This window comes from Microbacterium sp. HM-570, assembly GCF_054165885.1.
On record NZ_CM135111.1, the window covers coordinates 1004675 to 1029266 of the forward strand.

The 24592-nt window shown below is 66.0% G+C and carries 25 protein-coding genes and 1 tRNA gene; 10 read left to right on the forward strand and 16 right to left on the reverse strand.

Going from position 1 to position 24592, the window contains the following annotated elements:
- Positions 1-116: 116 nt before the first annotated feature.
- The 6 genes from ACT9TC_RS04670 to nrdH all read right to left on the reverse strand — a co-directional run bounded on the left by ACT9TC_RS04670 (position 117) and on the right by nrdH (position 7493).
- Positions 117-2834, reverse strand: a complete 2718-nt coding sequence (locus ACT9TC_RS04670) for a DNA methyltransferase (RefSeq protein WP_458042255.1) — start codon at positions 2832-2834, stop codon at positions 117-119.
- A 3-nt stretch (positions 2835-2837) separates the two neighbouring features.
- A complete protein-coding gene (locus tag ACT9TC_RS04675; protein WP_458042256.1) occupies positions 2838-3203 on the reverse strand; it encodes a hypothetical protein in 366 nt (121 codons plus the stop codon).
- 24 nt (positions 3204-3227) lie between these two features.
- Complete coding sequence (gene nrdF / locus ACT9TC_RS04680) at positions 3228-4202, reverse strand: class 1b ribonucleoside-diphosphate reductase subunit beta (RefSeq protein ID WP_458042257.1); 975 nt, start codon at positions 4200-4202, stop codon at positions 3228-3230.
- Between the two features lie 448 nt (positions 4203-4650).
- Entirely contained in the window at positions 4651-6750 is a 2100-nt protein-coding gene (gene nrdE, locus ACT9TC_RS04685; RefSeq protein ID WP_458042867.1) for a class 1b ribonucleoside-diphosphate reductase subunit alpha, read from the reverse strand.
- Positions 6751-6803: 53 nt separating this feature from the next.
- The gene (nrdI, locus tag ACT9TC_RS04690) at positions 6804-7235 is read right to left on the reverse strand and encodes a class Ib ribonucleoside-diphosphate reductase assembly flavoprotein NrdI (protein WP_458042258.1); all 432 of its coding nucleotides are present in this window, start codon (positions 7233-7235) and stop codon (positions 6804-6806) included.
- Between the two features lie 24 nt (positions 7236-7259).
- Complete coding sequence (nrdH, locus tag ACT9TC_RS04695) at positions 7260-7493, reverse strand: glutaredoxin-like protein NrdH (protein ID WP_036294795.1); 234 nt, start codon at positions 7491-7493, stop codon at positions 7260-7262.
- A gap of 371 nt (positions 7494-7864) precedes the next feature.
- Here nrdH and ACT9TC_RS04700 point away from each other — a divergent pair, with 371 nt between their 5' ends.
- Entirely contained in the window at positions 7865-9070 is a 1206-nt protein-coding gene (locus tag ACT9TC_RS04700) for an MFS transporter (protein ID WP_458042259.1), read from the forward strand.
- A 119-nt stretch (positions 9071-9189) separates the two neighbouring features.
- On the opposite strand, the gene ACT9TC_RS04705 is transcribed toward ACT9TC_RS04700, so the two are convergent.
- The gene (locus ACT9TC_RS04705) at positions 9190-9594 is read right to left on the reverse strand and encodes a pilus assembly protein CpaE (protein ID WP_458042260.1); all 405 of its coding nucleotides are present in this window, start codon (positions 9592-9594) and stop codon (positions 9190-9192) included.
- 139 nt (positions 9595-9733) lie between these two features.
- Here ACT9TC_RS04705 and ACT9TC_RS04710 point away from each other — a divergent pair, with 139 nt between their 5' ends.
- The 3 genes from ACT9TC_RS04710 to ACT9TC_RS04720 are packed head-to-tail and all read left to right on the forward strand — an operon-like array spanning position 9734 to position 12757.
- The gene (locus ACT9TC_RS04710) at positions 9734-10495 is read left to right on the forward strand and encodes an alpha/beta fold hydrolase (RefSeq protein ID WP_458042261.1); all 762 of its coding nucleotides are present in this window, start codon (positions 9734-9736) and stop codon (positions 10493-10495) included.
- A gap of 37 nt (positions 10496-10532) precedes the next feature.
- Positions 10533-11705: an acyl-CoA dehydrogenase family protein gene (locus ACT9TC_RS04715; protein ID WP_458042262.1), complete on the forward strand. Its 1173-nt coding sequence runs from the start codon at positions 10533-10535 to the stop codon at positions 11703-11705.
- 29 nt (positions 11706-11734) lie between these two features.
- The gene (locus ACT9TC_RS04720) at positions 11735-12757 is read left to right on the forward strand and encodes an aldo/keto reductase (RefSeq protein ID WP_458042263.1); all 1023 of its coding nucleotides are present in this window, start codon (positions 11735-11737) and stop codon (positions 12755-12757) included.
- 76 nt (positions 12758-12833) lie between these two features.
- Here ACT9TC_RS04720 and ACT9TC_RS04725 read toward each other — a convergent pair whose 3' ends face one another.
- On the reverse strand, positions 12834-13106 hold the full coding sequence (locus ACT9TC_RS04725; RefSeq protein WP_036296416.1) for a metal-sensitive transcriptional regulator: 273 nt from the start codon (positions 13104-13106) through the stop codon (positions 12834-12836).
- Between the two features lie 83 nt (positions 13107-13189).
- On the opposite strand from ACT9TC_RS04725, the gene ACT9TC_RS04730 reads away from it, so the two are divergent.
- The 3 genes from ACT9TC_RS04730 to ACT9TC_RS04740 all read left to right on the forward strand — a co-directional run bounded on the left by ACT9TC_RS04730 (position 13190) and on the right by ACT9TC_RS04740 (position 15734).
- Positions 13190-14464 (forward strand): DUF445 domain-containing protein, encoded by a 1275-nt coding sequence (locus tag ACT9TC_RS04730; protein ID WP_458042264.1) that lies wholly within the window; start codon positions 13190-13192, stop codon positions 14462-14464.
- Between the two features lie 75 nt (positions 14465-14539).
- Positions 14540-14914, forward strand: coding sequence for a gamma-glutamylcyclotransferase family protein (locus ACT9TC_RS04735; protein WP_458042265.1), 375 nt, complete (start codon positions 14540-14542; stop codon positions 14912-14914).
- 322 nt (positions 14915-15236) lie between these two features.
- Positions 15237-15734 carry a SixA phosphatase family protein gene (locus ACT9TC_RS04740; RefSeq protein ID WP_458042266.1) on the forward strand — a complete coding sequence of 166 codons (498 nt, stop codon included), beginning with the start codon at positions 15237-15239 and terminating at the stop codon, positions 15732-15734.
- A 28-nt stretch (positions 15735-15762) separates the two neighbouring features.
- Here ACT9TC_RS04740 and ACT9TC_RS04745 read toward each other — a convergent pair whose 3' ends face one another.
- Positions 15763-16239 (reverse strand): YbaK/EbsC family protein, encoded by a 477-nt coding sequence (locus ACT9TC_RS04745; RefSeq protein ID WP_458042267.1) that lies wholly within the window; start codon positions 16237-16239, stop codon positions 15763-15765.
- A gap of 115 nt (positions 16240-16354) precedes the next feature.
- Entirely contained in the window at positions 16355-17206 is an 852-nt protein-coding gene (locus ACT9TC_RS04750) for a hypothetical protein (RefSeq protein ID WP_458042868.1), read from the reverse strand.
- A 288-nt stretch (positions 17207-17494) separates the two neighbouring features.
- Between ACT9TC_RS04750 and ACT9TC_RS04755 the strand changes: the two genes are divergently transcribed.
- Positions 17495-18550 (forward strand): LLM class flavin-dependent oxidoreductase, encoded by a 1056-nt coding sequence (locus ACT9TC_RS04755; RefSeq protein WP_458042268.1) that lies wholly within the window; start codon positions 17495-17497, stop codon positions 18548-18550.
- Here the strand turns inward: ACT9TC_RS04755 and ACT9TC_RS04760 are convergent.
- The 3 genes from ACT9TC_RS04760 to ACT9TC_RS04770 all read right to left on the reverse strand — a co-directional run bounded on the left by ACT9TC_RS04760 (position 18535) and on the right by ACT9TC_RS04770 (position 20882).
- Positions 18535-19464, reverse strand: coding sequence for an aldo/keto reductase (locus tag ACT9TC_RS04760; protein WP_458042269.1), 930 nt, complete (start codon positions 19462-19464; stop codon positions 18535-18537). The genes ACT9TC_RS04755 and ACT9TC_RS04760 overlap by 16 nt on opposite strands.
- 21 nt (positions 19465-19485) lie before the next feature.
- Entirely contained in the window at positions 19486-20343 is an 858-nt protein-coding gene (locus ACT9TC_RS04765; RefSeq protein ID WP_458042270.1) for an aldo/keto reductase, read from the reverse strand.
- A 463-nt stretch (positions 20344-20806) separates the two neighbouring features.
- Positions 20807-20882 (reverse strand) — tRNA-Ala (locus ACT9TC_RS04770).
- Between the two features lie 178 nt (positions 20883-21060).
- On the opposite strand from ACT9TC_RS04770, the gene ACT9TC_RS04775 reads away from it, so the two are divergent.
- Positions 21061-21234 carry a CsbD family protein gene (locus tag ACT9TC_RS04775; protein ID WP_458042271.1) on the forward strand — a complete coding sequence of 58 codons (174 nt, stop codon included), beginning with the start codon at positions 21061-21063 and terminating at the stop codon, positions 21232-21234.
- Positions 21235-21315: 81 nt separating this feature from the next.
- Here ACT9TC_RS04775 and ACT9TC_RS04780 read toward each other — a convergent pair whose 3' ends face one another.
- From ACT9TC_RS04780 to galU, 3 genes are all read right to left on the reverse strand, one after another.
- Positions 21316-22218: a hypothetical protein gene (locus tag ACT9TC_RS04780; RefSeq protein WP_458042272.1), complete on the reverse strand. Its 903-nt coding sequence runs from the start codon at positions 22216-22218 to the stop codon at positions 21316-21318.
- 89 nt (positions 22219-22307) lie between these two features.
- Entirely contained in the window at positions 22308-22949 is a 642-nt protein-coding gene (locus tag ACT9TC_RS04785; protein ID WP_458042273.1) for a GNAT family N-acetyltransferase, read from the reverse strand.
- A 44-nt stretch (positions 22950-22993) separates the two neighbouring features.
- Positions 22994-23881, reverse strand: coding sequence for a UTP--glucose-1-phosphate uridylyltransferase GalU (gene galU, locus ACT9TC_RS04790; protein WP_458042274.1), 888 nt, complete (start codon positions 23879-23881; stop codon positions 22994-22996).
- A gap of 103 nt (positions 23882-23984) precedes the next feature.
- On the opposite strand from galU, the gene ACT9TC_RS04795 reads away from it, so the two are divergent.
- Complete coding sequence (locus ACT9TC_RS04795; protein WP_458042275.1) at positions 23985-24581, forward strand: 5-formyltetrahydrofolate cyclo-ligase; 597 nt, start codon at positions 23985-23987, stop codon at positions 24579-24581.
- Positions 24582-24592: the final 11 nt, after the last annotated feature.

The window sequence follows — 24592 nt, forward strand, 5'->3', positions numbered from 1 at the left end:
CGAGGTCTTTCGGACGGTGAGTGTAGGAACTTCCATCCTGGAAGACCTCGACGCCTATCCGGAAACCGACGCGACTACACCCTCATCTGCGAAGAGCCCGTTAAGCGCGACGCCGCCTACGCGAACGGCGCGTACGCGCGGCCACCCTCGGCAATCTCGCGGTTGAGAGCCGACAGGCGGCGCACCAGCTCGGGGCCATCCTGCGCTACCGACTTCGGCCATCCATATGCCGCGGCAACGGCTTCGTCGAGTCGACGGTGGAGGGCCGCGAGATCGGCGAACGCGCCCTCGTCCATCAGGTTGTAGAGCTTCGTCAGGCCCATCTCGTGTTCGACACAGAGTTCGCCGCGACGCGCATAGAGAGCGACGGATGCCTCGGCCACCGCATCACGCTGTGCGGGTGTGACCGGGTCGGGCCACGGGAAGGTCATGAACGCGGTTGTCGGTGTGTATCGGAGGTCGCCCTTGAACGTCGATGACTGCGCCCAGGCCCACGCATCGTGGGCGCGCGACATCAAGACCCCCACGCTGTAGTCGTCATCGAATGCGAAGACATTTGTTGCGTCGCTTGCCATTGTCCAGGGCTCAACCCACGCGATGAACATCCGCTTTCCGTGGCGGCCGACCGATGCGTATCGCCTCAGTGATCTAAGCGCAGCGCGCATCTCGCCACGTGGCCGCCCAAACTGCCACCACTTCGTTCGGAAGCCCTTGTCGCCACTCGTGTCGCGTTCAGGCTTCACATCACGGCGGACAATTTGCAGCGCTCGGTCATATCGAGCGGCGGCCTCGAGAGGGAGAGAACCAAAGTCAATCACCCAGCGGCCTGGCATCTGCTCAACGGTTTCAGCGATGTCATCGCTCGTGAGGTAAGGACGAACGACGTCACGGTATGGCAAGCCATCGTCGCTCAGAAGGGATCGAGCGACTGCGTCCTCGATTACGAAGCCCTTCCCGACCGGGATGGGTCCTTGGAAGCAATGATCTTCATTCGCCCCGAGAGCTCGCGGCTCCCATGCGTCCCTGGAACCCTCCAACAATGAGGCAGTGATTCCCTGAACCTCTGTTCCATCCAGGTCAAAAGAAACCGGCGCCGCGTGTGGTTCCTTGACCCAGTTGACGATGCTGACGTGAACCTTCGCGTCACCAGGCCACTTCTGCGACGACACGGCGTCGGTGATTACCCCACCAGTCTCGACGATGTACTCGAGCGACGCGCCGCGCGCTCTGTTCTGCGAGATTGAATTCGTGCCCACGAGACCAGCGCGTTGCCCAGGCATGAGGTGCTGCTGCGTGATCCGAAACCAGTAGACGCAAAGATCTTTGACGCCGACACCAAAATGCGCACTAAGCCAATCGACGTACTCGTCACCCAGGGCAGCACGCAGCCGTTGGGATCCGAAGAACGGCGGGTTGCCGATGATCGTGTCGACCTCGGGCCACTCGGTTCGGAGCGCATCGGCGGCGCGCACGTTCGACAGGTCGACGAGCGGCAGCACGGGCTCGGCTTCTCCCACCCGATCCACCATCTGTCGGTGGCCCATCCAGAGCGTGACGCGCGCGATCATGACGGCGACGCGCTCGATGTCGAGGCCGTAGAGGTTCGCGAGAGGGTAGTAGGGCAGCGGGCCGACCGGCTTCGCCGCGCCCGTCTGCGTGGCCAACGCGTCGATGCGCCGCTTCGCCTCGTACTCGAGCGTGCGTAGCTCGCGGTACGCGACATACAAGAAGTTGCCACAGCCGCACGCGGGGTCGAGCACGCGATACTCGCACAGTTCGTGCAACACGAGCACAGCATCCGAGACGGATGTGGCGCCGTCGATGCGCTCGCGCCAGGGGCGCACGATCGTCGGTGCGACGATCTTCATGATGTCGGCCTCGTGCGTATAGTGCGCACCGATCTCGGAGCGACGATCGTCACCCAGAACGCCCTCGAGCAGCGATCCGAAAATGGTCGGGTTGACCTCGCGCCAATTGAACTCGGCTGCAAGTCGCAGATGGACGAGCTCATCACGCGTCAAGAACACCGCTGCCGGACGAGCGAACAGATCGCCGTTGACGTAGCGCGTGCCCGAATAGCGGCCCTTGCGGTTGTGGTCGCCCTTCTGATTCAACAGGCTGAAGAGATAGCCGATGTCGCGCGCCGAATCGGGGTCAGATTCTTTGAGAAGCGCGTCAACGGTCGACTGGAGCGGATACCCGTCGAGCATCCCCAGATCTTCGGCGAACAGGCACCACACCAACTGCATCGTGAAACGCTGAATCTCGTCGACCGGAGCAGCCGACCGATCGATCATCGACCGGTAGAACTCGGCGATGTGCCGGGCCGCATCAGCGGTGAGCTCTCGCCGGTGTTCGCTGAACACCGGTTCGAGCGTGTCGTTCTGCAGAAACAGAAGCGCATCGTAATGATCCGCAAGCTCGTCGATCCCGAACGTGATGCGCGGCGCCTTCGGAAACCGGCCGGGCTCCCACACCTCGAACTGCTGAAAGTTGCAGGCGACAACCCAGCGAGCGGCCGGGGTGTCACCGTCACTCGACTCACGCCAGTACCGATCGATCTGCTCCGCAGCCTTAGCCAGAGGCGTGCCGGGCTTCTTCATCTCGAAGATCGCGATACCCGGCCAGTGCAGATCCATGAAACCGGCAGAGCTCTTGAAATCCTCGAAAAGTGCCCCGACCGCCTGACGATCAGAGCCGTAGGCAGCAAACAACTCGTTGAGAAACGTCTGAGCCTCGGCGCGCTCGCTCCCGGAATACCTTCGCCACTTGCTCGCGAAACCGGCGAGGGCAGTCTGAATCTCGGTGCCGCTACGCACCCCGCCGTCGACCACGAATCAGAACATCCGGGTTTCGACGGCGTAGTACGTCCCCTGCATCAGTCGCTTGCGCAGCTTCTGCAGTTCATCCAAGGTCTCTTGCAACACGAGCTCTTCGTTCTGCGAGCCACCCACTTTTCGGATATTCGCGAGCGCGCGCTTCGAGCGAGTAATCGCGTGCTCGAGGTTCAAAAGCACATCAGAAACCTCGCCCATGACCTGTTCGCGAGCGCGTTGCTCGTCCGAACGCTGACCCTCGGAACGCTGTCCGGTCGCCACCTGCTGAACCATGCGATCCTCCTGATCGAAACCGGATGCCTGGGGCTTACCGTACGCGGCGGCCCCGACATCCGATTCGTCATCTACAGATCCTGTGGACTCCATGTTGTCCACAGAACCACATCGGGCCTAGAAGTCCCAGTCGTCGTCCTCGGTCGCGACAGCCTTGCCGATCACGTACGACGAGCCTGAGCCCGAGAAGAAGTCGTGGTTCTCGTCCGCGTTGGGTGACAGCGCCGACAGAATCGCCGGGTTCACGTTCGTGACGGTCGAGGGGAACATCGCCTCGTAGCCCAGGTTCATCAGGGCCTTGTTGGCGTTGTAGTGCAGGAACTTCTTGACGTCTTCGGTCAGGCCGACGCCGTCGTAGAGGTCCTGCGTGTACTGCACCTCGTTGTCGTAGAGCTCGTACATGAGCGAGAACGTGTAGTCCTTGAGCTCGTCACGTTCGGCCTGCGAGACCTTCTCGAGTCCCTTCTGGAACTTGTAGCCGATGTAGTACCCGTGCACGGCCTCGTCGCGGATGATCAGGCGGATCAGGTCGGCCGTGTTCGTCAGCTTGGCGCGCGACGACCAGTGCATCGGCAGATAGAAGCCCGAGTAGAAGAGGAAGCTCTCGAGCAGGGTCGAGGCGACCTTGCGCTTGAGCGGGCTGTCGCCACGGTAGTAATCCATGACGATCTGAGCCTTCTTCTGAAGGTTCGGGTTCTCGACCGACCAACGGAACGCCTCGTCGATCTCTTTCGTCGAGCAGAGCGTCGAGAAGATCGACGAATAGCTCTTGGCGTGCACCGACTCCATGAACGCGATGTTGGTGTACACCGCCTCTTCGTGCGGCGTGATCGCGTCTGGGATGAGCGATACGGCGCCGACCGTGGCCTGGACGGTGTCGAGCAGGGTCAGGCCCGTGAACACACGCATCGTCAGCAGCTGCTCGTCGGGGGTCAGCGTGTTCCACGACTGGATGTCGTTCGAGAGCGGGATCTTCTCGGGCAACCAGAAGTTGTTGACGAGGCGGTTCCACACCTCGACATCCTTCTCATCTTCGATGCGGTTCCAGTTGATCGCCTGAACCTCGTTCAGGAGCTTGAGCTTTTCGGCCATTTTCGTTCTTTCTGTCTGGCAGTGGGCCCGGGCAACGCCCGGGCCCACTGTTTTGTCAGACCCTCTGAGAGATAGTTCCGCCGGGATTCCCGTCGGCCGCGCGCTTGGTTACGAATTGTCCGGTCGACGCAGAGCGGTGCACTGTTGTCGAGTTCGAAGTCCCCGAGCCAACCCGCTCGGTGGTCGTCTTGCCCGGCCACCTAGCTGCCGCCGCGTTCGAGACAAATCGCCCGCTCTTAGCGCTCCGATTTACAGATCGTCCTGCCACCATTTCACCTCCTTCCGGGGCTATGAAACCCCGGAAGGAATGGGCCTGGTTGGCCCGGTCAACTCCTGTATAGTCGGTGCTCCAACGCCAATTGGAAGCTCCGCATCCGGGGCTTTTGGGGTCGACTCCGTTTCGGGTCGGCCCCAAACTTGTTTAGTTTTCAAGACAAGCGAAGAGCGACTACAGCGTGCACGAGACGCACATGTCCATCGACGTGCCCTCGAGGGCCATCTGACGCAGGCGGATGTAGTAGATCGTCTTGATCCCCTTCTTCCACGCGTAGATCTGCGCCTTGTTGATGTCACGCGTCGTGGCGGTGTCCTTGAAGAACAGTGTCAGCGACAGGCCCTGGTCGACGTGCTGCGTCGCCGCGGCGTACGTGTCGATGACCTTTTCGTAGCCGATCTCGTAGGCGTCCTGGTAGTACTCCAGGTTGTCGTTCGTCATGAACGCGGCCGGGTAGTAGACGCGGCCGAGCTTGCCTTCCTTGCGGATCTCGACCTTCGCCGCGATCGGGTGGATCGACGACGTCGAGTTGTTGATGTAGGAGATCGACCCGGTCGGCGGCACGGCCTGAAGGTTCTGGTTGTAGATACCGTGCTGCTGGATCTTCGCCTTCAGCGCCGTCCAGTCATCCTGTGTCGGGATGTGGACGCCGGCGAACATGTCCTTCACCTTGTCGGTCTCAGGAACCCAGGCGCGCTCGATGTACTTGTCGAAGAACTCCCCCGACGCGTACTTGGAGTCCTCGAAGCCCTCGAAGGCCTGTCCGCGCTCGATCGCGATCTCGTTCGAGGCGCGCAGGGCGTGGAAGAGCACCGTGTAGAAGTAGATGTTGGTGAAGTCGATGCCCTCTTCCGAACCGTAGAAGACGCGCTCACGAGCGAGGTAGCCGTGCAGGTTCATCTGGCCGAGGCCGATCGCGTGAGTGCGGTCGTTGCCCTCTTCGATCGAGCGGACGGAACGGATGTGGCTCTGGTTGCTGACCGCTGTCAGACCCCGGATGGCCGTCTCGACCGTCTTGCCGAGGTCGGGCGAGTCCATCGCGAGCGCGATGTTCAGCGACCCGAGGTTGCAGGAGATGTCCTTGCCGATCTTCGAGTACGAGAGGTCTTCGTTGTACGTCGTCGGCGTGTTCACCTGCAGGATTTCGCTGCAGAGGTTGGACATGTTGATGCGGCCCTTGATCGGGTTGGCCGCATTCACCGTGTCCTCGAACATGATGTACGGGTAGCCCGATTCGAACTGGATCTCGGCGAGGGTCTGGAAGAACTCGCGGGCGTTGATCTTGGTCTTCTTGATACGCGCGTCATCGACCATCTCGCGGTACTTCTCGGTGACCGAGATGTCGCCGAAGGGCACGCCGTAGACCTTCTCGACGTCGTACGGCGAGAAGAGGTACATGTCTTCGTCGTTGCGGGCGAGCTCGAACGTGATGTCGGGCACGACGACACCGAGCGACAGCGTCTTGATGCGGATCTTCTCGTCCGCGTTCTCACGCTTGGTGTCGAGGAACCGCAGGATGTCGGGGTGGTGCGCCTGCAGGTACACAGCTCCCGCGCCCTGACGCGCGCCGAGCTGGTTGGCGTAGCTGAAGCTGTCTTCGAGCAGCTTCATGACGGGGATGATGCCCGAGGACTGGTTCTCGATCTGCTTGATCGGGGCGCCGGACTCACGGATGTTCGAGAGCAGCAGGGCCACGCCGCCGCCGCGCTTGGAGAGCTGCAGCGAGGAGTTGATGCCGCGCGAGATCGACTCCATGTTGTCTTCGATGCGCAGCAAGAAGCACGACACGAGCTCGCCGCGCTGGGCCTTGCCCGTGTTGAGGAACGTCGGGGTGGCGGGCTGGAAGCGGCCCGAGAGGATCTCTTCAACGAGTTCCATCGCGAGCTTCTGGTCGCCGTCGGCCAGGCCGAGCGCGGTCATGACGACGCGGTCTTCGAACCGCTCGAGGTAACGCTTGCCATCGAAGGTCTTGAGCGTGTAGCTCGTGTAGTACTTGAACGCCCCGAGGAACGTCTCGAAGCGGAACTTCTTGCCGTACGCGAAGTCGTTGAGTTCCTGGATGAACTCGAACGGATACTTCGCCAGCACAGCCGGTTCGTAGTACTCCTTCTCGACCAGGTAGTCGAGACGCTCCTTGAGGGAGTGGAAGAAGACGGTGTTCTGGTTGACGTGCTGCAGGAAGTACTCCCGCGCGGCGCGCTTGTCGGCGTCGAACTGGATCTTGCCGTCGGCTCCGTACAGGTTGAGCATCGCGTTCAGGGAGTGGTAGTCCATCCCGTCGAACGCCGCGTTGTCTTTAAAAGGCGTCTGCTTGAGGGGAGTCTCGGTCAGTGCTGTATCCACCATCGTTCCAATCCGTCGCTCACGCGATCGATGTCTTCTGGCGTGCCGAACAGTTCGAGCCGATACAGGTGCGGCACGTTGCACTTGCGGCTGATGATGTCGCCGGCGAGTCCGAATGACTCACCGAAGTTGGTGTTACCCGCGGAGATGACTCCCCGGATGAACTGGCGGTTGCGCTCCTCGTTGAGGAAGCGGATCACCTGTTTGGGAACGGCGCCCTTTTCTTCGCCCCGCCCCTTGCCCCCGCCGTATGTCGGGGTGACGAGCACGAACGGCTCATCGACGACGGGCGATTCCTCCCCCTGCAGAGGGATTCTGACCGCCGGCATCCCGAGCTTCTCGATGAACCGGGCGGTGTTGCCCGACACGCTCGAGAAGTACACGAGCAGGGGCGCGTGTGTCGCCACTGCGCTCACATCGCACCTCCCGTGCGCCGGGCCTCAGGCCAGGCGTGTTGCGAGTTCGTCGATCTTGTCGGGACGGAAGCCCGACCAGTGGTCGCCGTCGGTGATGACGACGGGCGCCTGGAGGTAGCCCAGGGCCTTGACCTGCTCGAGTGCGGACGGGTCCTGCGACAGGTCGAGTACCTCGTATTCGAGGCCCTTCGAGTCGAGGGCGCGGTAGGTGGCGGTGCACTGGACGCAGGACGGCTTCGTGTAAACGGTGATTGCCATTTCGGCCTTCATCCCCTTATTCATCGGTCTTCTTGGTTGCTTGAGCCGGCGTCCCCCCACCGGGAGTCCAATACTACATATGGGTACCGACACCGGAAGGCACCACAAGGGGTAGTAGTTACATTCGTGTAGTTCTCCACCGCCTCTCCCCTTAACAACACAGGTTGTCCACCGATTCATCCACAGGCGGCGGATCGATTTCGAACCTGAAAATCGCTGAATAACGCCACATTCGGATGCCTCGGCCCGAGCTATCCACAGGGGCGACGATATGAGGGGGCTCCGACATCCGGATTCCTGTGGACAACGTCGACACGGCGTGTCGCGGACCGTGTCGGCGTGTCGCACGCCGGGACTACCATTGACCTTTCGTGGGCGCATATCGGGAACTACTGAAGACGCCCGGCGTCGGCCGGATCATCGCCGCACAGCTGACGGCGCGATTCCCGAACGGGATGATCTCGCTCGCCCTCCTTCTGCACATCGAGCAACTGACGGGCTCGTACGGCGCCGCGGGTCTGGTGCTGGCGGCAACCTCGGTCGGTCAAGCCGTCGCCGGCCCTGTGACGAGTCGTTGGATGGGCATCTGGGGCATGCGCCGTGTGCTCACACTGACGACCGCGGTCTGCGCCGCCGCCCTGCTGGTGCTGGGACTCCTCCCTATGGCGCTTCCGCTGACCATGGCGTTCGGTCTCGTCGCGGGCCTCGCCACCCCGCCGGTGCAGTCCGCGGTGCGGACGGTCTACCCGAAGATGGTCAACTCTCGGCAGCTGACGCCGTTGTTCTCGTTGGATGCCTCATTGCAAGAACTCATCTGGGTCTTCGCGCCGGTCGTCATCACGTTCGTCGCGCTGCAGGCCGGCACGACCACCGCCATGGTGCTGATCGTCGTGATCCTGCTCGGCGGATGCGCGTGGTTCATCATGTCGCCCGAGATCGGACGCGTACGCATCCCGCGCAGCCGCCGCCGAATCGGCAAGGTCCTAGCCAAGCCGCCCGTGCTGCTGGCGACTGTTGTCGGGTTCCTCCTGATCGGCGCGTGCGCGGCGGTCGAGGCCGGTGTCGTCGCGACGTTCGGGCACGGCGGCTTCGAGGCCGGCATCGTGCTCGCTCTGTTCGCGATCGGCAGCTTGACGGGCGGCCTCAGCTTCGGGCACATCCCGATCGGCTCGTGGGCGATGGCGCGTCGCCTCACGGTCGTCGCGGTGGGCCTCATGCTGACGACGATCTCGCTCAACGTCTTCTGGATTGGCGGCACCCTTCTGCTCGCCGGCATCGGGATCGCTCCCGCCCTGGCCGTCGTCTTCGCGATCACGAGCGCGAGCGTCAAGTTCAGCGACACGGCCGAGGCGTACGGATGGATCGGCACGGGCCAGCTCATCGGTGCCGCCGCAGGTTCCGCCATCGCGGGCTTCGTGATCGATGGCGCGGGCCCGACGGCCGCGTACTGGGCCGCGGCGGTCTTCGCGGTGTTCGGTGTGACCGTCTCGGTCCTGTGGGTGCGCTCGTTCCCCGATCTGCGCGGCCGGGATGCGAGCCCGATCCCCGACACGGAGCCCGTCCACACCATCACGTGAAGCATCCGCTCGCTCATGCGCCCGTGGACCGCTCGCCTGGCACTAGTTGTGACGTCGCGCCCCGCCAAACAACATCTACTGCCAGGCGAGCGGGTCGGACGAGCGGGTCGTTTGAGCCCTCAGGCGATGCGACTCAGCACGTGCAGCAGAGCGAGAGCGTAAGCATCCGACGGCTCCGGATGCGTGAACACGGCCGACTCCCCCGCTATCTCGATCTCGACCTCGTGCGTGTCAACGAGACGGCGGAGCGCACGGAACGTGCCGCGCAACAGCTCCCGTAGCTGATCCTCGCGCGGCAGCCACAGCGCATCCTCGAGCGCGACGGAATCCAGCGCCCACTCGGTGGTCCCGTTGAAGGCCAGGATGACGCCGGTCGAATACTCCCGCGGCTCGATCGTCATCTCGCTGACGGTGAAGATGTCGGCCTCGAACTCGGGTTCGTCGAGCTGGAACCGGTCACCCGAGGCGGGATGCCACACCAGCCCGGTCTCGCGCAGCGCAATCGCCAGCTCGGTCGAGATCATGCATCCATCTTGCCGTCGCGAAACTCGGCCAGGGCCGGAACGGACCCAGCCTCAGCGCTCTTCCGCCAGATTCGGCACGGATTCTGCCGAACGCGAGAGGTCGCGCGTTTCGCGTCCATCCGTTCGTAGGCTGGACGCCATGACCGCGCCCCTCACCCTCCCCGCCCTGACGTGGGGCTCCGCTGATGCGCCCCACCGCGCCCTCCTGATCCACGGGCTCGGGTCGAGCGGCGCCCTGATGTGGCGCCTCGGCGCCGCCCTCGGCGAGGCGGGCTGGGCTGCGAGCGCCGTCGACCTGCGCGGCCACGGTTCGGCGCCCCGTGCGCTCGACTACACGATCGACGCGTTCGCGGCGGATGTCGCGGCCACCACTCCCCCGCAGGGTGGCGCCTGGGACCTCGTCATCGGCCACTCGCTCGGCGGCGCCGCGGCTGTCGTCGCCTCAGCCGCGTACCCCTACTGGGCGCGACGACTCGTGCTGATCGACCCGGGCATCGTTGTGCTCGGGGCCGATGCCGAGGCCGTCCGCGTCAGCCAGGAACAGGCGTTCGCCGACAACCGCACCGAACTCGTGCGGGCGGAGCACCCGGAGTGGCACCCGCAGGACATCGAGCTGAAGGTCGACGCGGTCGCACGTGCCAGTCGGTGGGCGGTCGACCAGGTCGCCGTGCAGAATCCCGACTGGGACGTTCGGGATGCGTGCGCCCGTGTCGCCGTTCCGACGCACGTGATCGGCGCCGACCCCGCGGTCTACAGCCTCTTCACGGGCGAGGTCGCGGCCGGTGTGCTCGCGGCGAACCCGCTCTTCACGATGTCGGTCGTGGCGGGGGCCGGCCACTCGCCACACCGCGACAAGCCGGACGAGACCGTGCGGCAGCTGCTCGGCGTCCCCGAGGATTGACGGCCCGGAGCCAACCGCGCGGCGAGAGAATGGAGGGGTGCCCGACTTCGACCCCACCGAATACCTTCCCGACGACCTGATCGAGCGCATCCGCTCTCGGGCGGCGACGCACGATCGCGAGAACACCTTCCCCGAGGACGACCTCGCCGACCTGCGCGCCGCGGGCTACCTTGCGATCCTCGTGCCTCGGGACCGCGGCGGTGCCGGGCTCGGCCTCGCCGAGGCATCCGTTCTGCAGCAGCGTCTCGCGGGCGCGGCTCCCGCGACCGCCCTCGCGATCAACATGCACCTGGTGTGGACCGGGGTCGCAAAAGTCCTCCAGGACCGCGGCATCGACGACCTCGCCTTCGTCCAGACGGGCGCTGCCGCGGGCGAGGTCTTCGCCTTCGGCATCAGCGAGGGCGGCAACGATCTCGTTCTCTTCGGAAGCGACACGGATGCCGCACCGCTCCCCGACGGCGGGTACAGCTTCACGGGCACCAAGATCTTCACGTCGCTCGCGCCCGTCTGGTCGCACCTGGGCCTGCACGGCCTCGACACGACCAGCCCAGACGGCCCGAAGATGGTCTACGCGTTCGTCTCGCGCGACGAAGAGGCCGCGGGCCGCATCACCACGCGCGACGACTGGGACACCCTCGGCATGCGCGGCACGCAGAGCCGCACGACCGAGCTGCACGCCGCCGTCGCGCCCGCGGACCGCGCCGTCCGCCGCATCGACCCGGGCCCCCAGCCCGACCCGCTCGTCTTCGGCATCTTCAGCGTCTTCGAGATCCTGCTCGCCTCGGTATACACCGGGATCGCGCGCCGGGCGCTCGACGTCGCGGTCGCGACCGCCCAGTCGCGCACGTCGAAGAAGACCGGCACGACCTACAGCCAGGATCCGGACATCCGCTGGCGCATCGCCGACATGGCGCTCGCCTACGATGCCCTGCCGCCTCAGATCGCCGCGCTGGCCGCCGACGTAGACGGCGTCGCCGACCACGGATCGCAGTGGTTCTCGTTGCTCGCCGGCCTCAAGCACCGCGCTGTCGTGGCCGCAAAGACCGTGGTCGACGATGCGATCCTCGTCGCGGGCGGCTCGTCGTACTTCGCGGGATCCGAACTCGCGCGCCTGTACCGCGACGTGTTGGCCGGGCAGTTCCACCCCTCCGACCCCGAATCCGCGCACTCGACCGTTGCGACCGCCTGGTTGGGTCCGATCGGGCGCTGACCCTCGTCGTTGCTGGCAGGATCGAAACCATGCGTGCCGATACTCTGCCCCCGGTCAGCCTGCCCTCGGTAGAACTCGGCGACGGGCTGACCGTCACCGCCCTCGGGTACGGGGCGATGAGCCTCACGGATGTCTACGGCCCGGTCGACGACGACACCGCGCTCGCGACCCTCACGCACGCGGTCGATTCCGGCATCCGCTTCGTCGACACCGCGAACGTCTACGGCGACGGCCGCAGCGAACGCATCATCTCGCGACTGCTGCAGACCCGACGCGGCGACGTCGTGCTCGCCACGAAGTTCGGCATTCACGGCGGCACGGCCGGAAAACGAGGGGTGCGTGGGACACCCGAGTACGTGCACGAGCAGATCGACCTGAGCCTCCAGCGCCTCGGCACCGACCACGTCGACCTCTATTACCAGCACCGCGTCGACCCCGACGTCCCGATCGAAGAAACGGTCGGCGCGATGGCCGAGCTCGTCGCGGCGGGCAAGGTGCGCCACCTTGGGCTCTCCGAGGCGACGGCCGACGAACTTCGCCGGGCTAACGCCGTCCACCCGATCGCCGCGCTGCAGACCGAGTGGAGCGTGCTGAGCCGCGACGTCGAGCGCGCCGTCATCCCCGCCGCGGTCGAGTCCGGTACCGGCTTCGTGCCGTATTCGCCGTTGAGCCGAGGATGGCTCGGCGACGACTTCGACGCCACGCGCATCGGCCCGGGCGACATGCGCCCCAACTTCCCCCGCTTCGCGCCCGACAACCTCGCGGCGAACGCAGCGCTTCGCGCCGAGTATCTCGTGATCGCGCACGATGCGGGCCTGACCGGCACCGAGCTGGCGTTCGCCTGGCTCTTCACCCGCGCCGGAGCCCTCGGCATCCCGATCTCGCCAATCCCCGGCTCGCGCTTCGCCGCGCATGTCGACGGATGGATGGGTGGGGTCGGTGTGACGCTCGATGCCGAAACGATGGCGCGCCTCGACGGCTTCGCCGGTCGCGTGCAGGGTGCGCGCAGCTTCGACCGCAACTGGACGAGCCTGCGCGACGAGCCTGTTTAGACACAGGCACGCTTAGACGCAGACCTGTTTAGACCCAGGCCCGTCTAGACGCGGGCCCGCGCAGACGCGCGCCAACTCAGCGCTTGTCGAAATCGAAAGCGCGCAACAGCTCCGCCACGGCCTGCTCACGCTCCGTGCCGCCCTGCTCGAACATGGTCGTCACGTGGGTGCGCAGATGGTTCTCGAGCAGCAGGCGGTTGAGCGATTCGAGCGCCTTCTCGATCGCGCGGGACTGCCCGATGATGTCCATGCAGTAGTCCTCGTTCTCGATCATCTTCGTGAGCCCACGCAGCTGACCCTCGAGGATGCTCGTGCGGTGCAGGGCGCGCTTCTTGATGTCATCGATCACGCCGCAAGATTACCGCCGTGAGCGGGTGGGTCAGGCACCGCAACCCCCGCCGGGGACACGGTTCGCCGTGCGAGGATGACCGGATGGCACGCACCCCGATGGCCCTCCTGAGCCCCGCCGACCAGGCCCGGCGCCGCTCGTTGACGCGCATGAAAGCCGTCGCGCTCGGCGCTCTGCTCTTCATGGCGATCGTTTTCGTGTTCGCTTTCGCGTTCCAGCAGGACGTGCCGTGGTTGGCATACGTCCGCGCGGCGGCCGAGGGCGGCATGGTGGGTGCGCTGGCGGATTGGTTCGCGGTGACGGCACTGTTCCGGCATCCGCTCGGCATCCCGATCCCACACACGGCGATCATCCCTCATCGCAAAGACGAGATCGGGCGCACCCTCGGCGAATTCGTCGAGACGAACTTTCTGTCGGCCGAGGTCGTGCGCGACAAGCTCGAGAGCATCGGCGTTTCGGCGCGGCTCGGCGCGTGGCTCGCGCAGGATGAGCACGCCGAGCGCGTGGCCTCGGAGGGTTCGGCGCTCGCCTCGGCCGTGCTGCGAGCCGTCAGCGACGACGACGTGCGGGACCTCATCGCCGACCTCGCACGCTCGCACGTGATCGAACCCGAGTGGGGCCCCTCGGCCGGTGCCTGGCTCGGCCGCATCGTCGAGACCGGGGCGCACCACAACGCCGTCGACCTCGCCGCCGACTCGATCGCGACCTGGCTCGAGGGCAACCAGTCCGCCTTTACCGGTCTCGTCTCGCGACGACTGCCCGGGTGGGTGCCCTCCATCGCGCACCGGCTCGTGGATGACACCGTCTACAAAGAGGCCGTGAACTTCGTCGCCGCGGTGCGGGCCGACCCCAGGCATCCGGCGCGGATTGCGATCGACGGTTATCTCTCGCGTCTCGCCGACAATCTGCAGCACGATCCCGACACCATCGCCCGGCTCGAGAACGCCAAGGCGACCGTCTTCGACAGCCCGCGCGTGCGTGACCTTGCGGCACAGCTCTGGGACACCGCGAAGAACGGGCTGCTGTCGTCGCTCGCGGACCCCGAAAGTGGCCTCCGTCTGCGTGCGCGCGCGGCCCTGGCCGAGATCGGGGGGCGCCTCGCTTCGGAGCCGGCGCTGCAGCGCCGAGTCGACACCTGGGTGACGGATGCTGCGACGTTCGCCGTCGACCGCTACCGTCACGACATCGCCTCGATCATCACCGACACGATCGAGCGGTGGGACCCCGAAGAGACCACCGAGAAGATCGAGCTCATGGTCGGCCGCGACCTGCAGTACATCCGCCTCAACGGCACGATCGTCGGGGCGCTGGCCGGGCTGACGATCTTCACGGTGGCGCACGCGATCTTCGGCGCATGACGTGTGCGCCGAAAACCCTGGCCGCGATGGACCGTGATCGCTAACCTGATGCCGTGACCCGAGGCATCCGCTGACATGGCCCCCTCTGACCGGACCCACCCCGACACCGCCGCGCCCGATGTGGCTCTGTTCAGCTACGGAACACTCCGCCTCCCCGCCGTGCAGCTCGATACGTTCGGTCGGCTGCTCGCCGGTGAACCCGATGTCTTGTCGGGCTTCACGACGGACTACCTCGAGATCGAGGACGCGCGCGTCACGGGGCTCAGTGGCCGCGACGTTCACCCGATCGTGCGACGTACCGGAAACCAGCTCGACAAGGTGGTCGGCGTCCTGCTCTGGATCACCGAGGCCGAGCTCGAAGCCGCTGACGAGTACGAGATCGAACAGTACAACCGGGTCTTGGTCACGCTCAGGAGCGGGCGCGACGCCTGGGTGTACGTAGCGCGCTGAGTCTGCGGCTTTGCGGCGCCGAGCGTGGGGGCCGAGGGGTGCAACCTCGGGGTGGGGGGTGCCTCGAGGTCGCACCCCTGCCCCCCACTCATATTGCGGGGACCCACCGTCCGGCATCCGTCGGTTCGGGTCCGACGGGCGGCGCGGCAGGCGGTTCACGGCAGACGCGACACGGGGTCACGGCTCTGCAGATGGTGCTCTCCATAGGTATCGCACCGGCGTAGTGTCCGTCCACCACCGCTGCGATATATCGGACCGCGTCGCGCCGATCCGGACACCTGAGCCGGTCGGAGGGAGCCGCTAGACCTCGTAAGGTGGCCGCATGAAGACGCTTGCTCTGGTGCGCCATGCGAAGTCGAGTTGGGATCATCCCGGCATCGACGACCACGACCGCCCTCTGAACGAACGCGGCATCCGTGACGCGCCTCGGATGGCCGCGCGGCTGGCGACTGAGCATCCGGAGCTGCAGGGTGCCGCTCTCCTCTCGAGCACGGCGCTCCGCGCCGCCACCACCGCGGACGCTTTCGCCTCCGCACTCGACACGACCGTGCGACTCGACGAACGGCTCTACGGCGCCACCCCTCGCCGCATCGTGGAACTGGTTTCGGACCGCTCCGAGGCATCCGTCCTCGTCGTGACGCACGATCCGGGCTTGTCGGATCTGGCCCGGCACTGGTCGAGATTCCCGGACGACGGCGGTATCCCGCACATGCCGACCTGCGCGGTCGCGGTGTTCGACTTCGGCATCGACGACTGGCGTGACCTCGAGACATCCGTTCCGGATCGCTGGACCTACGACATCCCGCGCGACTCCGACTAGCGAGCCTTCGCTTCAGTCGACCTGCGCTTCAGTCGACCTGCGTCACGGCTCCGCCCGTGATGCGCACCAGCTCATCGAACGACAGCGGAAAAACCGTGTGAGGTGTGCCACCGGCGGCCCACAGCTCCGGGTAGGTGGCGAGGTGCTCGTCGACAATCGTCGTGAGCGGCGCGGGGTGTCCCGTGGGAGCAACTCCCCCGATCGCCTGTCCGGTGGCATCGCGTACTTGTTCGGGTGTTGCCCGCACGATCGACTGCCGGCCGATCCGCGCAGCCAGGTCAGCGGTGTTGACCCGGTGCGAGCCGCTCGTCATGACCAGCAGCGGCTCGCCGTCGCTCCAGAACACGAGGCTGTTGGCGATCGCGCCCACCTCGACCCCGAGGGCGGCCGCGGCCAGCGCGGCGGTCGAAGCGGCATCGGGCAGCACAACGATCTGCCCGGGAACGCCGGCCTCGACGAGGCGTTCGGCGACGATTCTGCTGCGGGGCGAGAGCTCGGCGTTCACAGATCCACCCTATTGCCGCATCACAGCTTGGCGCGGACGGTCACGCGCCGAGCCGGCGCGGACATCACAGAGGAGCGAATCGTGCCGTGGGCCCCAATCGTCCGGGTTTTGAGGGTCAGCTCCGTGTCGCTCCTCCGAGATGTCCGACGCGACCCAAGCGCAGCATCCCCGCGATCGCCTCAACGACGACTTCAGGCCGATACAGGATGTCCTCCGCCGCCGGTCGAATCCTGACGAAGCCGCGCGCGGCGAGCGCGAGATCACGACGTCGATCGTCGAGTTGTTTCTGCCAATCCGAGTGGTAGGCCCGGCTATCGCACTCGATGACGAGCCATCCGTCTACGAGTAGGTCGACTCGCCCGACGCCTCGAATGCGCACCTGCAGTTCGACCGAACCCCCGAGCGATCTCACCATCAGTCGCACCAGCGTCTCGGTCCCGGCTTCTGCCCGGCCGTCGATGTGCGGTCGAATCGCGCGCCGGCGCGCAGGGAGTGCACCGAACAACTCGTCCAACTCGTCCTCGCGCACCACCCCGCGGTTCAGAGCAGAGTCGATGGAGGCGATGGCCGCCCGAGGCGACTGACAGATCGCGGCTTGCACCAGCGCGTCGAGGGCGTCGACCACGAGTGCCCTCGGATGTGCGGAGCGCAGGAGACGGCCCCAGTGGCGCACCACGCCGTCGTGCGACCCGCGGATCACACCATTGGTCCGCAGGTGAGCGTGCACCCCCGGTCGCTCCTGAACGAAAACACCCCAGAGAGCAAGCGCCGACACGCACCCGACGAGCCCTCCGGCGCGGGCAGCGGTCAGCATGTCCTCAGGCACGTTCGCTGAGACATAAACATCGTTCCGCGCTCGAACGATCGAACCGGCGCTCAACTCGCGTGCGATCTGGCGCCTGCTGTGCCCAGCCGCGCGCAGGTCGGCGTATGAGTAATGGCGATGCAGGGTGGCGTACGGATTCATGGCCACAGAGTTGCGCCTAATCCGCGGGCGCCAGAGCGCACACCGGCCGTTCGGGAGATGGAGCCCGAACAGGCTGCTTGTGGAGGGACTGCACGGCGACCTGCCTACTCCGTGCCGCCGCGTGTCGGGCGGCGCGTCGCCGCTCGGCGAACATCCCAGAGGTCCCATGGTGCGGAAGTCGTCCTTTGTGCACGTTGGCGCCTTCAGATCCGCGGTCGTTCCTCCGCCATGTCCGCCTCGTCCTGCTCAACCGGGAATGCGGATGCATACGCATAGGTTCCACACTGTATGCACCGCAAACGCATCGGATTCCTGAGCTTCGGGCACTGGCACCCGCATCACTCCAGCCAGACCAACACGGGCGGCGACGCCCTGCTGCAGTCGATCGAGCTCGCCGTCGCGGCGGAAGAGCTCGGCATCGACGGCGCCTACTACCGCGTGCACCACTTCGCGCGCCAACTCGCGAGCCCCTTCCCGCTGCTGTCCGCGGCCGCAGCGCGCACGAGCCGCATTGAGCTCGGCACGGGCGTCATCGACATGCGGTACGAGAACCCGCTCTACATGGCCGAAGAGGCCGCGGTGGCCGACCTGATCAGCGGCGGCCGACTGCAGCTCGGCCTGAGCCGTGGGTCACCCGAGCCCGCACTCAATGGCTCCCACGCGTTCGGCTATGTGCCCGCCGAGGGCGACACCGAGGCTGACCTCGCGCGGCGCAAAACCGAACTGTTCCGTACCGCGATCAGCGGCGAGCGCATCGTGCGGGCCGACCCGCGCATGAGCGGCGACGGGGCCCTCGCCATCCAGCCCCTCTCTCCCGGGCTTCCCGACCGCATCTGGTGGGGCTCCGGAACACGCGAGACCGCGGTCCGCACGGCCGAACTGGGCATGAACCTGATGTCATCGACGCTGCTGGTAGAAGACACGGGCGTGCCGTTCGATGAGCTGCAGCTCGAGCAGATCGAGATGTTCCGCAGGGCCTGGGCCGAGGCGGGCTGGGAGCGTGAGCCGCGCGTCAGCGTGAGCCGCAGCGTGATTCCGATCACGACCGACCTCGACCGCCAGCTCTTCAGCTCCCGCGAGGACAGCCAAGATCAGATCGGCATCCTCGAGGGCGTGCGGGCGCGGTTCGGCAAGAGCTATACGGGCGAGCCCGACGCGATCGCGGCGGAGTTGGCTCAGGATGCGGCGGTCCAGGCGGCCGACACCGTGCTCCTGACCGTCCCGAACCAGGTCGGGGTCGAGTACAACGCACGCATGCTCGAGACGATCGCGCGCGAGATCGCCCCGGCGTTCGGGTGGTCGCGCGCAGGCCTGCCCGAGGCGGTCGCTCAGGGCACCCGGTGACCCGCTGCTCGCGCGAGCTCGTACCACTCGGCGCGCGTGAGCGGGATGTCTGAACCGAGGGCTGCCCCAGCCACCCGGTCGGGCGACGTCGTGCCGAGCACGACCTGCATGTTCGCCGGGTGTCGGGTGATCCACGCCGTTGCGATGGCGATGGCGGGCACGTCGTAGGCCGCGGCGAGTCGATCGATCACGGCGTTCAGCTCGGGGTAGTCGGGCGATCCGAGAAAGACACCCGTGAAGAATCCGGACTGGAACGGCGACCAAGCCTGCACCGTGATGTCGTGCAGTCGGCAATAGTCGACGATGCCTCCGCCGTCGAGCACAACCGACTGGTCGAAGCCCTGCATGTTGCTGGCGAGACCTTGCACGACGATCGGTGAGTGCGTGATCGATAGCTGCAGCTGATTTGCGACGATCGGCTGCGTCACCGCCGAACGCAGCAGGTCGATCTGCCGCGGCGTGTGGTTCGAGACGCCGAAGGCACGGACCTTTCCGGATGCCTCGAGCTCATCGAATGCTCGCGCGACCTCTTCGGGCTCGACCAGAGCGTCAGGGCGGTGCAGCAGCAGGATGTCGATGCGATCGGTGTCGAGCGCACGCAGCGAGCCTTCGACCGAAGACATGATGTGCTCGTAGGAGAAGTCGAAGTACGGCCCGTCGCGCACGATCCCGCACTTGGTCTGCAAGGTGATCTCGTCGCGCTGCGCGGGCGTCAGACGCATCGCCTCGGCGAAGCGCTTCTCGCACCCGTGCAGGTCCGAACCATACACGTCGGCGTGATCGAAGAAGTCGATGCCCGTGTCTCGGGCCGCTCCGATCAGTTCGCGCACCTCGTCGTCGGTCTTCTCCTGGATGCGCATCAAACCCAGCACGACATTGGGTGCGGGCGTGCCTGCAAGGGTGATGTTCTTCATGGTCGTCTCCGAAAGGCGTGTTCAGGCGGAAAGTGCGGCGAGCTCGTCGTCGCTCAGCTCGATGTCGACCGCAAGCACCGAATCCTGGATGCTCGTGGGCCGCGAGGCCCCGGGGATGGGGATGACGATCGGGGCGAGCGCGAGTTCCCACGCCAGCGCGATCTGCTGCGGGCTCACGCCCCGAGCATCCGCCACCGTCTGGAAAGCGTCGTGCTGAGCGCCCACGTCGGCAGCCCGGGTGATACCGCCGAGCGGCGACCAGGGCAGGAACGCGATACCCAGGCGGGAGCAGTGCTCGAGTTCTTCGAGGCTCGACCGGAATGCCGGCGAGAACTGGTTCTGCACCGAGACGAGCCGGCCGTCCAGGATGCGATTCGCCTCATCGATCTGAGCGATCGAGGCGTTCGAGATTCCCGCCATCTCGATAACGCCCTCGTCGAGCAGTTCGCGCAGCGCTCCGACAGAATCGGCGTAGGGCACCGAAGGGTCGGGCCGGTGGAACTGGTAGAGGCCGATCGCCTCGACGCCGAGACGACGAGCGGATGCCTGGGCCGCTTCCTTGATGTACTCGGGACGCCCGTTCAGGGTCCAGCTGCCGTCGCCCGGCCGCAGATGTCCACCCTTGGTCGCCACCAGCACGCCCGACGTGTCGCCACCGTACGAGCGCAGCGCCTCGGCGATCAGCGCCTCGTTGTGGCCGACTTCGTCTGCGTGCTCGTGGTACGCATCCGCGGTGTCGATGAGCGTGACGCCCGCTTCGAGCGCGCCGTGGATCGTGGCGATCGACCGGTCTCTGTCGGGCCTGCCCTCGATCGACATCGGCATTCCGCCGAGGCCGATCGCGCTAACGGTGCGGTGTCCGATGGGTCGCTGCTGCATGAACGTCCTCTTTCTGATGGGGTTCCGGTGCTTCCGAGCCTTGTAGTCCAGCGCGGAAGCCGCGGTCTACCTTAGGTGCGGGCGCGGCACGCACGCGGCCCCTTGCGCAGCCTCAGACCATGGCCTACAGGCGGTGTTCGCAATTCAGCACATCCGTTGCACCGAGACGGTCGACGTCACGGAATTCCGCGCCCGATTCGTTAGGCTCCGCCCGCCGGGACTGAGTTACGAACGCGCAGCTCGGCCCACCCAGGAGTTCTCATCACCGCAACACGACCAAACGACAGACGCCCCACAAGGGGGCGTCTGTCATTTGGTGGACCTGAGCGGATTCGTCCCCACCGCTCCCTCCACCCGCCGCTACGCGGTGCGCGGAGCCTCTAGCGGCGTGGGCCCACCCAGGAGTTCTCATCACCGCAACACGACCAAACGACAGACGCCCCACAAGGGGGCATCTGTCGTTTGGTGGACCTGAGGGGATTCGAACCCCTGACCTCTTCATTGCGAACGAAGCGCGCTACCAACTGCGCCACAGGCCCGTGAACCTCCGAAAGATTATCACGCTCCGTGCGGCGCTCATGTCTGCGGGCGCCGAACGATGACACCGAATTGCCGTCACGGAATGCCGGTTAGCACGACCACGCACCCACCACAACCCGCTTACACGCCGAGCCCTCGTACGAAAGGCTTGGCGAAATTGATCGAAAGGAGCTCATCATGAGCATGGGAGACAAGATCAAGCACGGAGCCGAAGACCTCACCGGCAAGGCGAAGGAAGGCGCCGGCAAGGCGACCGACAACGACAAGCTCGAAGCGGAGGGCAAGGCCGACCAGGCCAAGGCCGACGTGAAGAAGGCCGGCGACAACGCCAAGGACGCCTTCAACTCGTAGACCTGCATGACGAAGCGGCTCGCACCCACGGGGGCGGGCCGCTTCTTCGTGCGCCGTCGTACCTGTCGCGAACGACGCCGGTCAGCCGGCGCGCTGGCGCAGAAGCGCGCGAACGTGTGCTTCGATTTCGGCGTCGTCGACGACGCCCATGCCCGCGTACGGCGAGCGCGCCGGAGGGACGGATGCAGCAGGTGCTTCCGCACGGGCGGCCGTCCGCTCGATCCGCTGGGGGCGCGAGGGTCCTGTCTGCTGGCGTTCGATCTGTGTGCGCAGGGCCTCTTCGCGAGCTGCGCGTCGCAGGGCTTCGTGGGCGTCGGCCGCGTCGAGCTGAGCGGCCGCGCGCGAACCGTTCGACGACACCAGGGGCTGCGGAAGCGTCCGCGGCGTCCACTCGCGCTGCGGCATGGCGGGCGCGAGGTCCTGGACGGATGCTTCACGCCGCACGATGACGGGCTGCTCCGCGGCACTATCGGCGACGGCGGCGCGAGCGGCAACATTCGCCATCCGTTGCAGCACGATCAGCGAGAGTCCGACCGAGGCAGCACCGGCCCAGAGGAACGTCTGCGCGCCGCCCTGCACGACCTGCCAGATGCCGAATCCGGTGCCACTGAGCCCGACGAGAAGGAGTGTCGTGGCGACGAGTCGCGCGCGTCGGCGTGCGCGAGCACGGCGAGCGAGCGGTGCGGATCGCGCCTGGGCGACCTGCTCACGCAGCTCTTCGAGCTCTGCGGACTGTTGCTCGGCTTGGAGGCGTCTCGCCAGGCGCTGTTGCTGAAGTGCCGTGCGAGCGTTGAGTTCGAGTCGCACCTCACCCGGGGTTTCGCTCGTCTCGGCGAGGACCCGGATGGCCTGGTTGAGGCGAACGGCGTTGCGTTCGGCGGCGTAGTACTGGTGTCGGCTGTGCCACGTGGGCACGAGATAGACGAGCCAGAGCGCGACGGCGACCAGAAGGATCACTCCGCCACCCAATACCTGCCCGCCCATGCCGACCACGGTATGCGAGGCGACCGCGAACAGCGGGATGTACCGGGCGTGTCGCGCCGCTCAGGACCAACCGTTCAGGTCCCGCTCGGTCAGGAGTCCGACGCGGCCGCGTTCCGGTCCGCGTCGGGAATGTTTGCGGCGTCGCGGGGAGTCTGTCCGCTGACCCAGCGTTCGAGGACGCCGTACGGAACGTCTTCGCGGGTGAGCGCGAAGGCGTAGTGGTCGCGCCAGTCGCCGTCGATGTGGATGTAGCGACGACGCAGTCCCTCGTATCGGAACCCCAGCTTCTCGACCACGCGGAGGCTCGCTGCGTTCTCCGGCCGGATGCAGATCTCCATCCGGTGCAGCCGCAATTCGGCGAAGCACAGGTCGGTCGCCATCGCGACGGCGGTCGGGGTGATCCCGAGCCCCGCGAAGCTTTCGCTCACCCAGTAGCCGATCGTCGCCGAGGCCAGCGACCCGCGCGCGATCCCCCACACATTCAGCTGCCCGGCGACCTCGCCGTTGTGCTCCATGACCAGGGGCACGCCGAGTCCGTCGCGGTACTGCTGCAGGAGCCTGCGAATCCCGAGCCTCATGTCGAGCGACACGACCCCATCGGGGCTCGTCGCCTCCCACTGCTCCAACCAGCCCCGGTTATCGAGAAGCGCCTGCTGAAGAACGCGGGAGTCGCGGGTTTTGATCAGCCGGATCGAGATCGGTCCGTGCTCGCGCGGAAGGGACAACTCCATGCCCACTCCTCTTGCGGGGCAGCGAATCCGTTAAGACCTGAGCCTTACAGACCCGCCGCGAACTCCTTGAACCACGGACGCAGTTCGGGACCGAGATCGTCACGATCTGCGGCGAGCTGCACGATAGCCTTGATGTAGTCCACCCTATCTCCGGTGTCGTAGCGACGACCGCGGAACACGACACCGTAAACGCCGGGACCGTTGGGGTCGGCGGCGACCTCCTGCAGCGCGTCCGTCAGCTGGATCTCGCCGCCCTTGCCGGGCTCGGTGCGTTCCAACACCTCGAAGATCGCCGGGCTCAACACGTAGCGTCCGATGATGGCGAGGTTTGACGGCGCATCCTCGCGCTGGGGCTTCTCGACGAGACCCTTGACCTTCACGATGTCCGTCTGATCCGTCGCGTCGACGTCCGCGGCGCCGTACAGGTGGATCTGGTCGGGGTCGACCTCCATCAGGGCGACGATAGCGGCGCCGGTGCGCTCGTGCTCGGCCATCATCGTCGTCAGCAGCACGTCGCGCTCGTCGATCAGGTCGTCGCCGAGCAGCACGGCGAATGAGTGCTCGCCGACGTGGTTCTTGGCACGCAGCACCGCGTGTCCGAGGCCCTTCGGCTCGCCCTGGCGGACGAAGTGGATGTCGGCGAGGTCGCTCGACTCGAGCACGCGGCGCAGACGATCGTGGTCCCCCTTGTCCTTCAGCTTGACCTCGAGTTCGGGAACCGAGTCGAAGTGGTTCGCGACGGCGTTCTTGTTGCGCCCGATGATGACGAGGATGTCGTCGATGCCCGCCTGAGCTGCTTCCTCCACCACGTACTGGATCGCGGGCTTGTCGACGACGGGCAGCATCTCCTTCGGCATCGCCTTCGTGGCGGGAAGGAAGCGCGTGCCGAGACCGGCAGCAGGAATGACGGCTTTGAACTTCATAGGAGGCATGTCGGCCATCGTAACGGGAAGGCGCAGCGCAAACCGGGACCTTCCCGGGGGTTGACATCCGGCTCGGCCTTCCCGGGACGACGCCGCGCCTAAGATGGTGCCCGTGTCCACAGACGTCGATCACGTCAAGCGGGCGCTTCGCGCGGACCTGCGCGAGCGTCGTCAGCTGCTCTCTGACGCGCAACGGGCCGACGCGGAGCACGCACTCGCCGACCGCCTCGACCAACTGGTGGAGCAGCACGGCGCACGTTCGATCTCGTGCTTCCTCTCCATGTCGACCGAGCCGGGCACCCACGAGTTCGTCGAACGTGCGGTGGCCCGCGGCATCCGCGTCCTTCTTCCCATCAGCCGCTCCGACGGGCTGCTCGACTGGTCGGTCGCCGTCCCCGGGGGCGATGTCGCCGAGGGCATGTTCGGGCTTCCCGAACCGGTCGGCGAGCTTCTGGGCCCGATCGCCGTCAACGATGTCGATCTGATGATCATCCCGGCCGCCGCGGTCGACGCGTCCGGCATGCGCATGGGCTGGGGCCGCGGGTACTTCGACAAGACCATCGGCTCGATGGAGCGATGCCCGCCCGTCTACGCCGTCATCTTCGACGCGGAGCTCGTCGACGAGGTGCCTCACGAGGTACACGATCAGCCCGTCTCGGGCGTGGTCACCCCGTCTCGAACCGTCACCTTTGCGCCGTCCGCGCGCTGAACCCCGCCTGA

Coding starts and splice junctions, on each gene's coding strand:
- ACT9TC_RS04675 (WP_458042256.1), bottom strand. CDS start 3,203: ATGGAGTCCACAGGATCTGTAGATGACGAATCGGATGTCGGGGCCGCC.
- nrdF (WP_458042257.1), bottom strand. CDS start 4,202: ATGGCCGAAAAGCTCAAGCTCCTGAACGAGGTTCAGGCGATCAACTGG.
- nrdE (WP_458042867.1), bottom strand. CDS start 6,750: ATGGACTACCACTCCCTGAACGCGATGCTCAACCTGTACGGAGCCGAC.
- nrdH (WP_036294795.1), bottom strand. CDS start 7,493: ATGGCAATCACCGTTTACACGAAGCCGTCCTGCGTCCAGTGCACCGCC.
- ACT9TC_RS04705 (WP_458042260.1), bottom strand. CDS start 9,594: ATGATCTCGACCGAGCTGGCGATTGCGCTGCGCGAGACCGGGCTGGTG.
- ACT9TC_RS04710 (WP_458042261.1), top strand. CDS start 9,734: ATGACCGCGCCCCTCACCCTCCCCGCCCTGACGTGGGGCTCCGCTGAT.
- ACT9TC_RS04720 (WP_458042263.1), top strand. CDS start 11,735: ATGCGTGCCGATACTCTGCCCCCGGTCAGCCTGCCCTCGGTAGAACTC.
- ACT9TC_RS04730 (WP_458042264.1), top strand. CDS start 13,190: ATGGCACGCACCCCGATGGCCCTCCTGAGCCCCGCCGACCAGGCCCGG.
- ACT9TC_RS04735 (WP_458042265.1), top strand. CDS start 14,540: ATGGCCCCCTCTGACCGGACCCACCCCGACACCGCCGCGCCCGATGTG.
- ACT9TC_RS04740 (WP_458042266.1), top strand. CDS start 15,237: ATGAAGACGCTTGCTCTGGTGCGCCATGCGAAGTCGAGTTGGGATCAT.
- ACT9TC_RS04750 (WP_458042868.1), bottom strand. CDS start 17,206: ATGAATCCGTACGCCACCCTGCATCGCCATTACTCATACGCCGACCTG.
- ACT9TC_RS04755 (WP_458042268.1), top strand. CDS start 17,495: ATGCACCGCAAACGCATCGGATTCCTGAGCTTCGGGCACTGGCACCCG.
- ACT9TC_RS04760 (WP_458042269.1), bottom strand. CDS start 19,464: ATGAAGAACATCACCCTTGCAGGCACGCCCGCACCCAATGTCGTGCTG.
- ACT9TC_RS04765 (WP_458042270.1), bottom strand. CDS start 20,343: ATGCAGCAGCGACCCATCGGACACCGCACCGTTAGCGCGATCGGCCTC.
- ACT9TC_RS04775 (WP_458042271.1), top strand. CDS start 21,061: ATGAGCATGGGAGACAAGATCAAGCACGGAGCCGAAGACCTCACCGGC.
- ACT9TC_RS04780 (WP_458042272.1), bottom strand. CDS start 22,218: ATGGGCGGGCAGGTATTGGGTGGCGGAGTGATCCTTCTGGTCGCCGTC.
- ACT9TC_RS04785 (WP_458042273.1), bottom strand. CDS start 22,949: ATGGAGTTGTCCCTTCCGCGCGAGCACGGACCGATCTCGATCCGGCTG.
- galU (WP_458042274.1), bottom strand. CDS start 23,881: ATGCCTCCTATGAAGTTCAAAGCCGTCATTCCTGCTGCCGGTCTCGGC.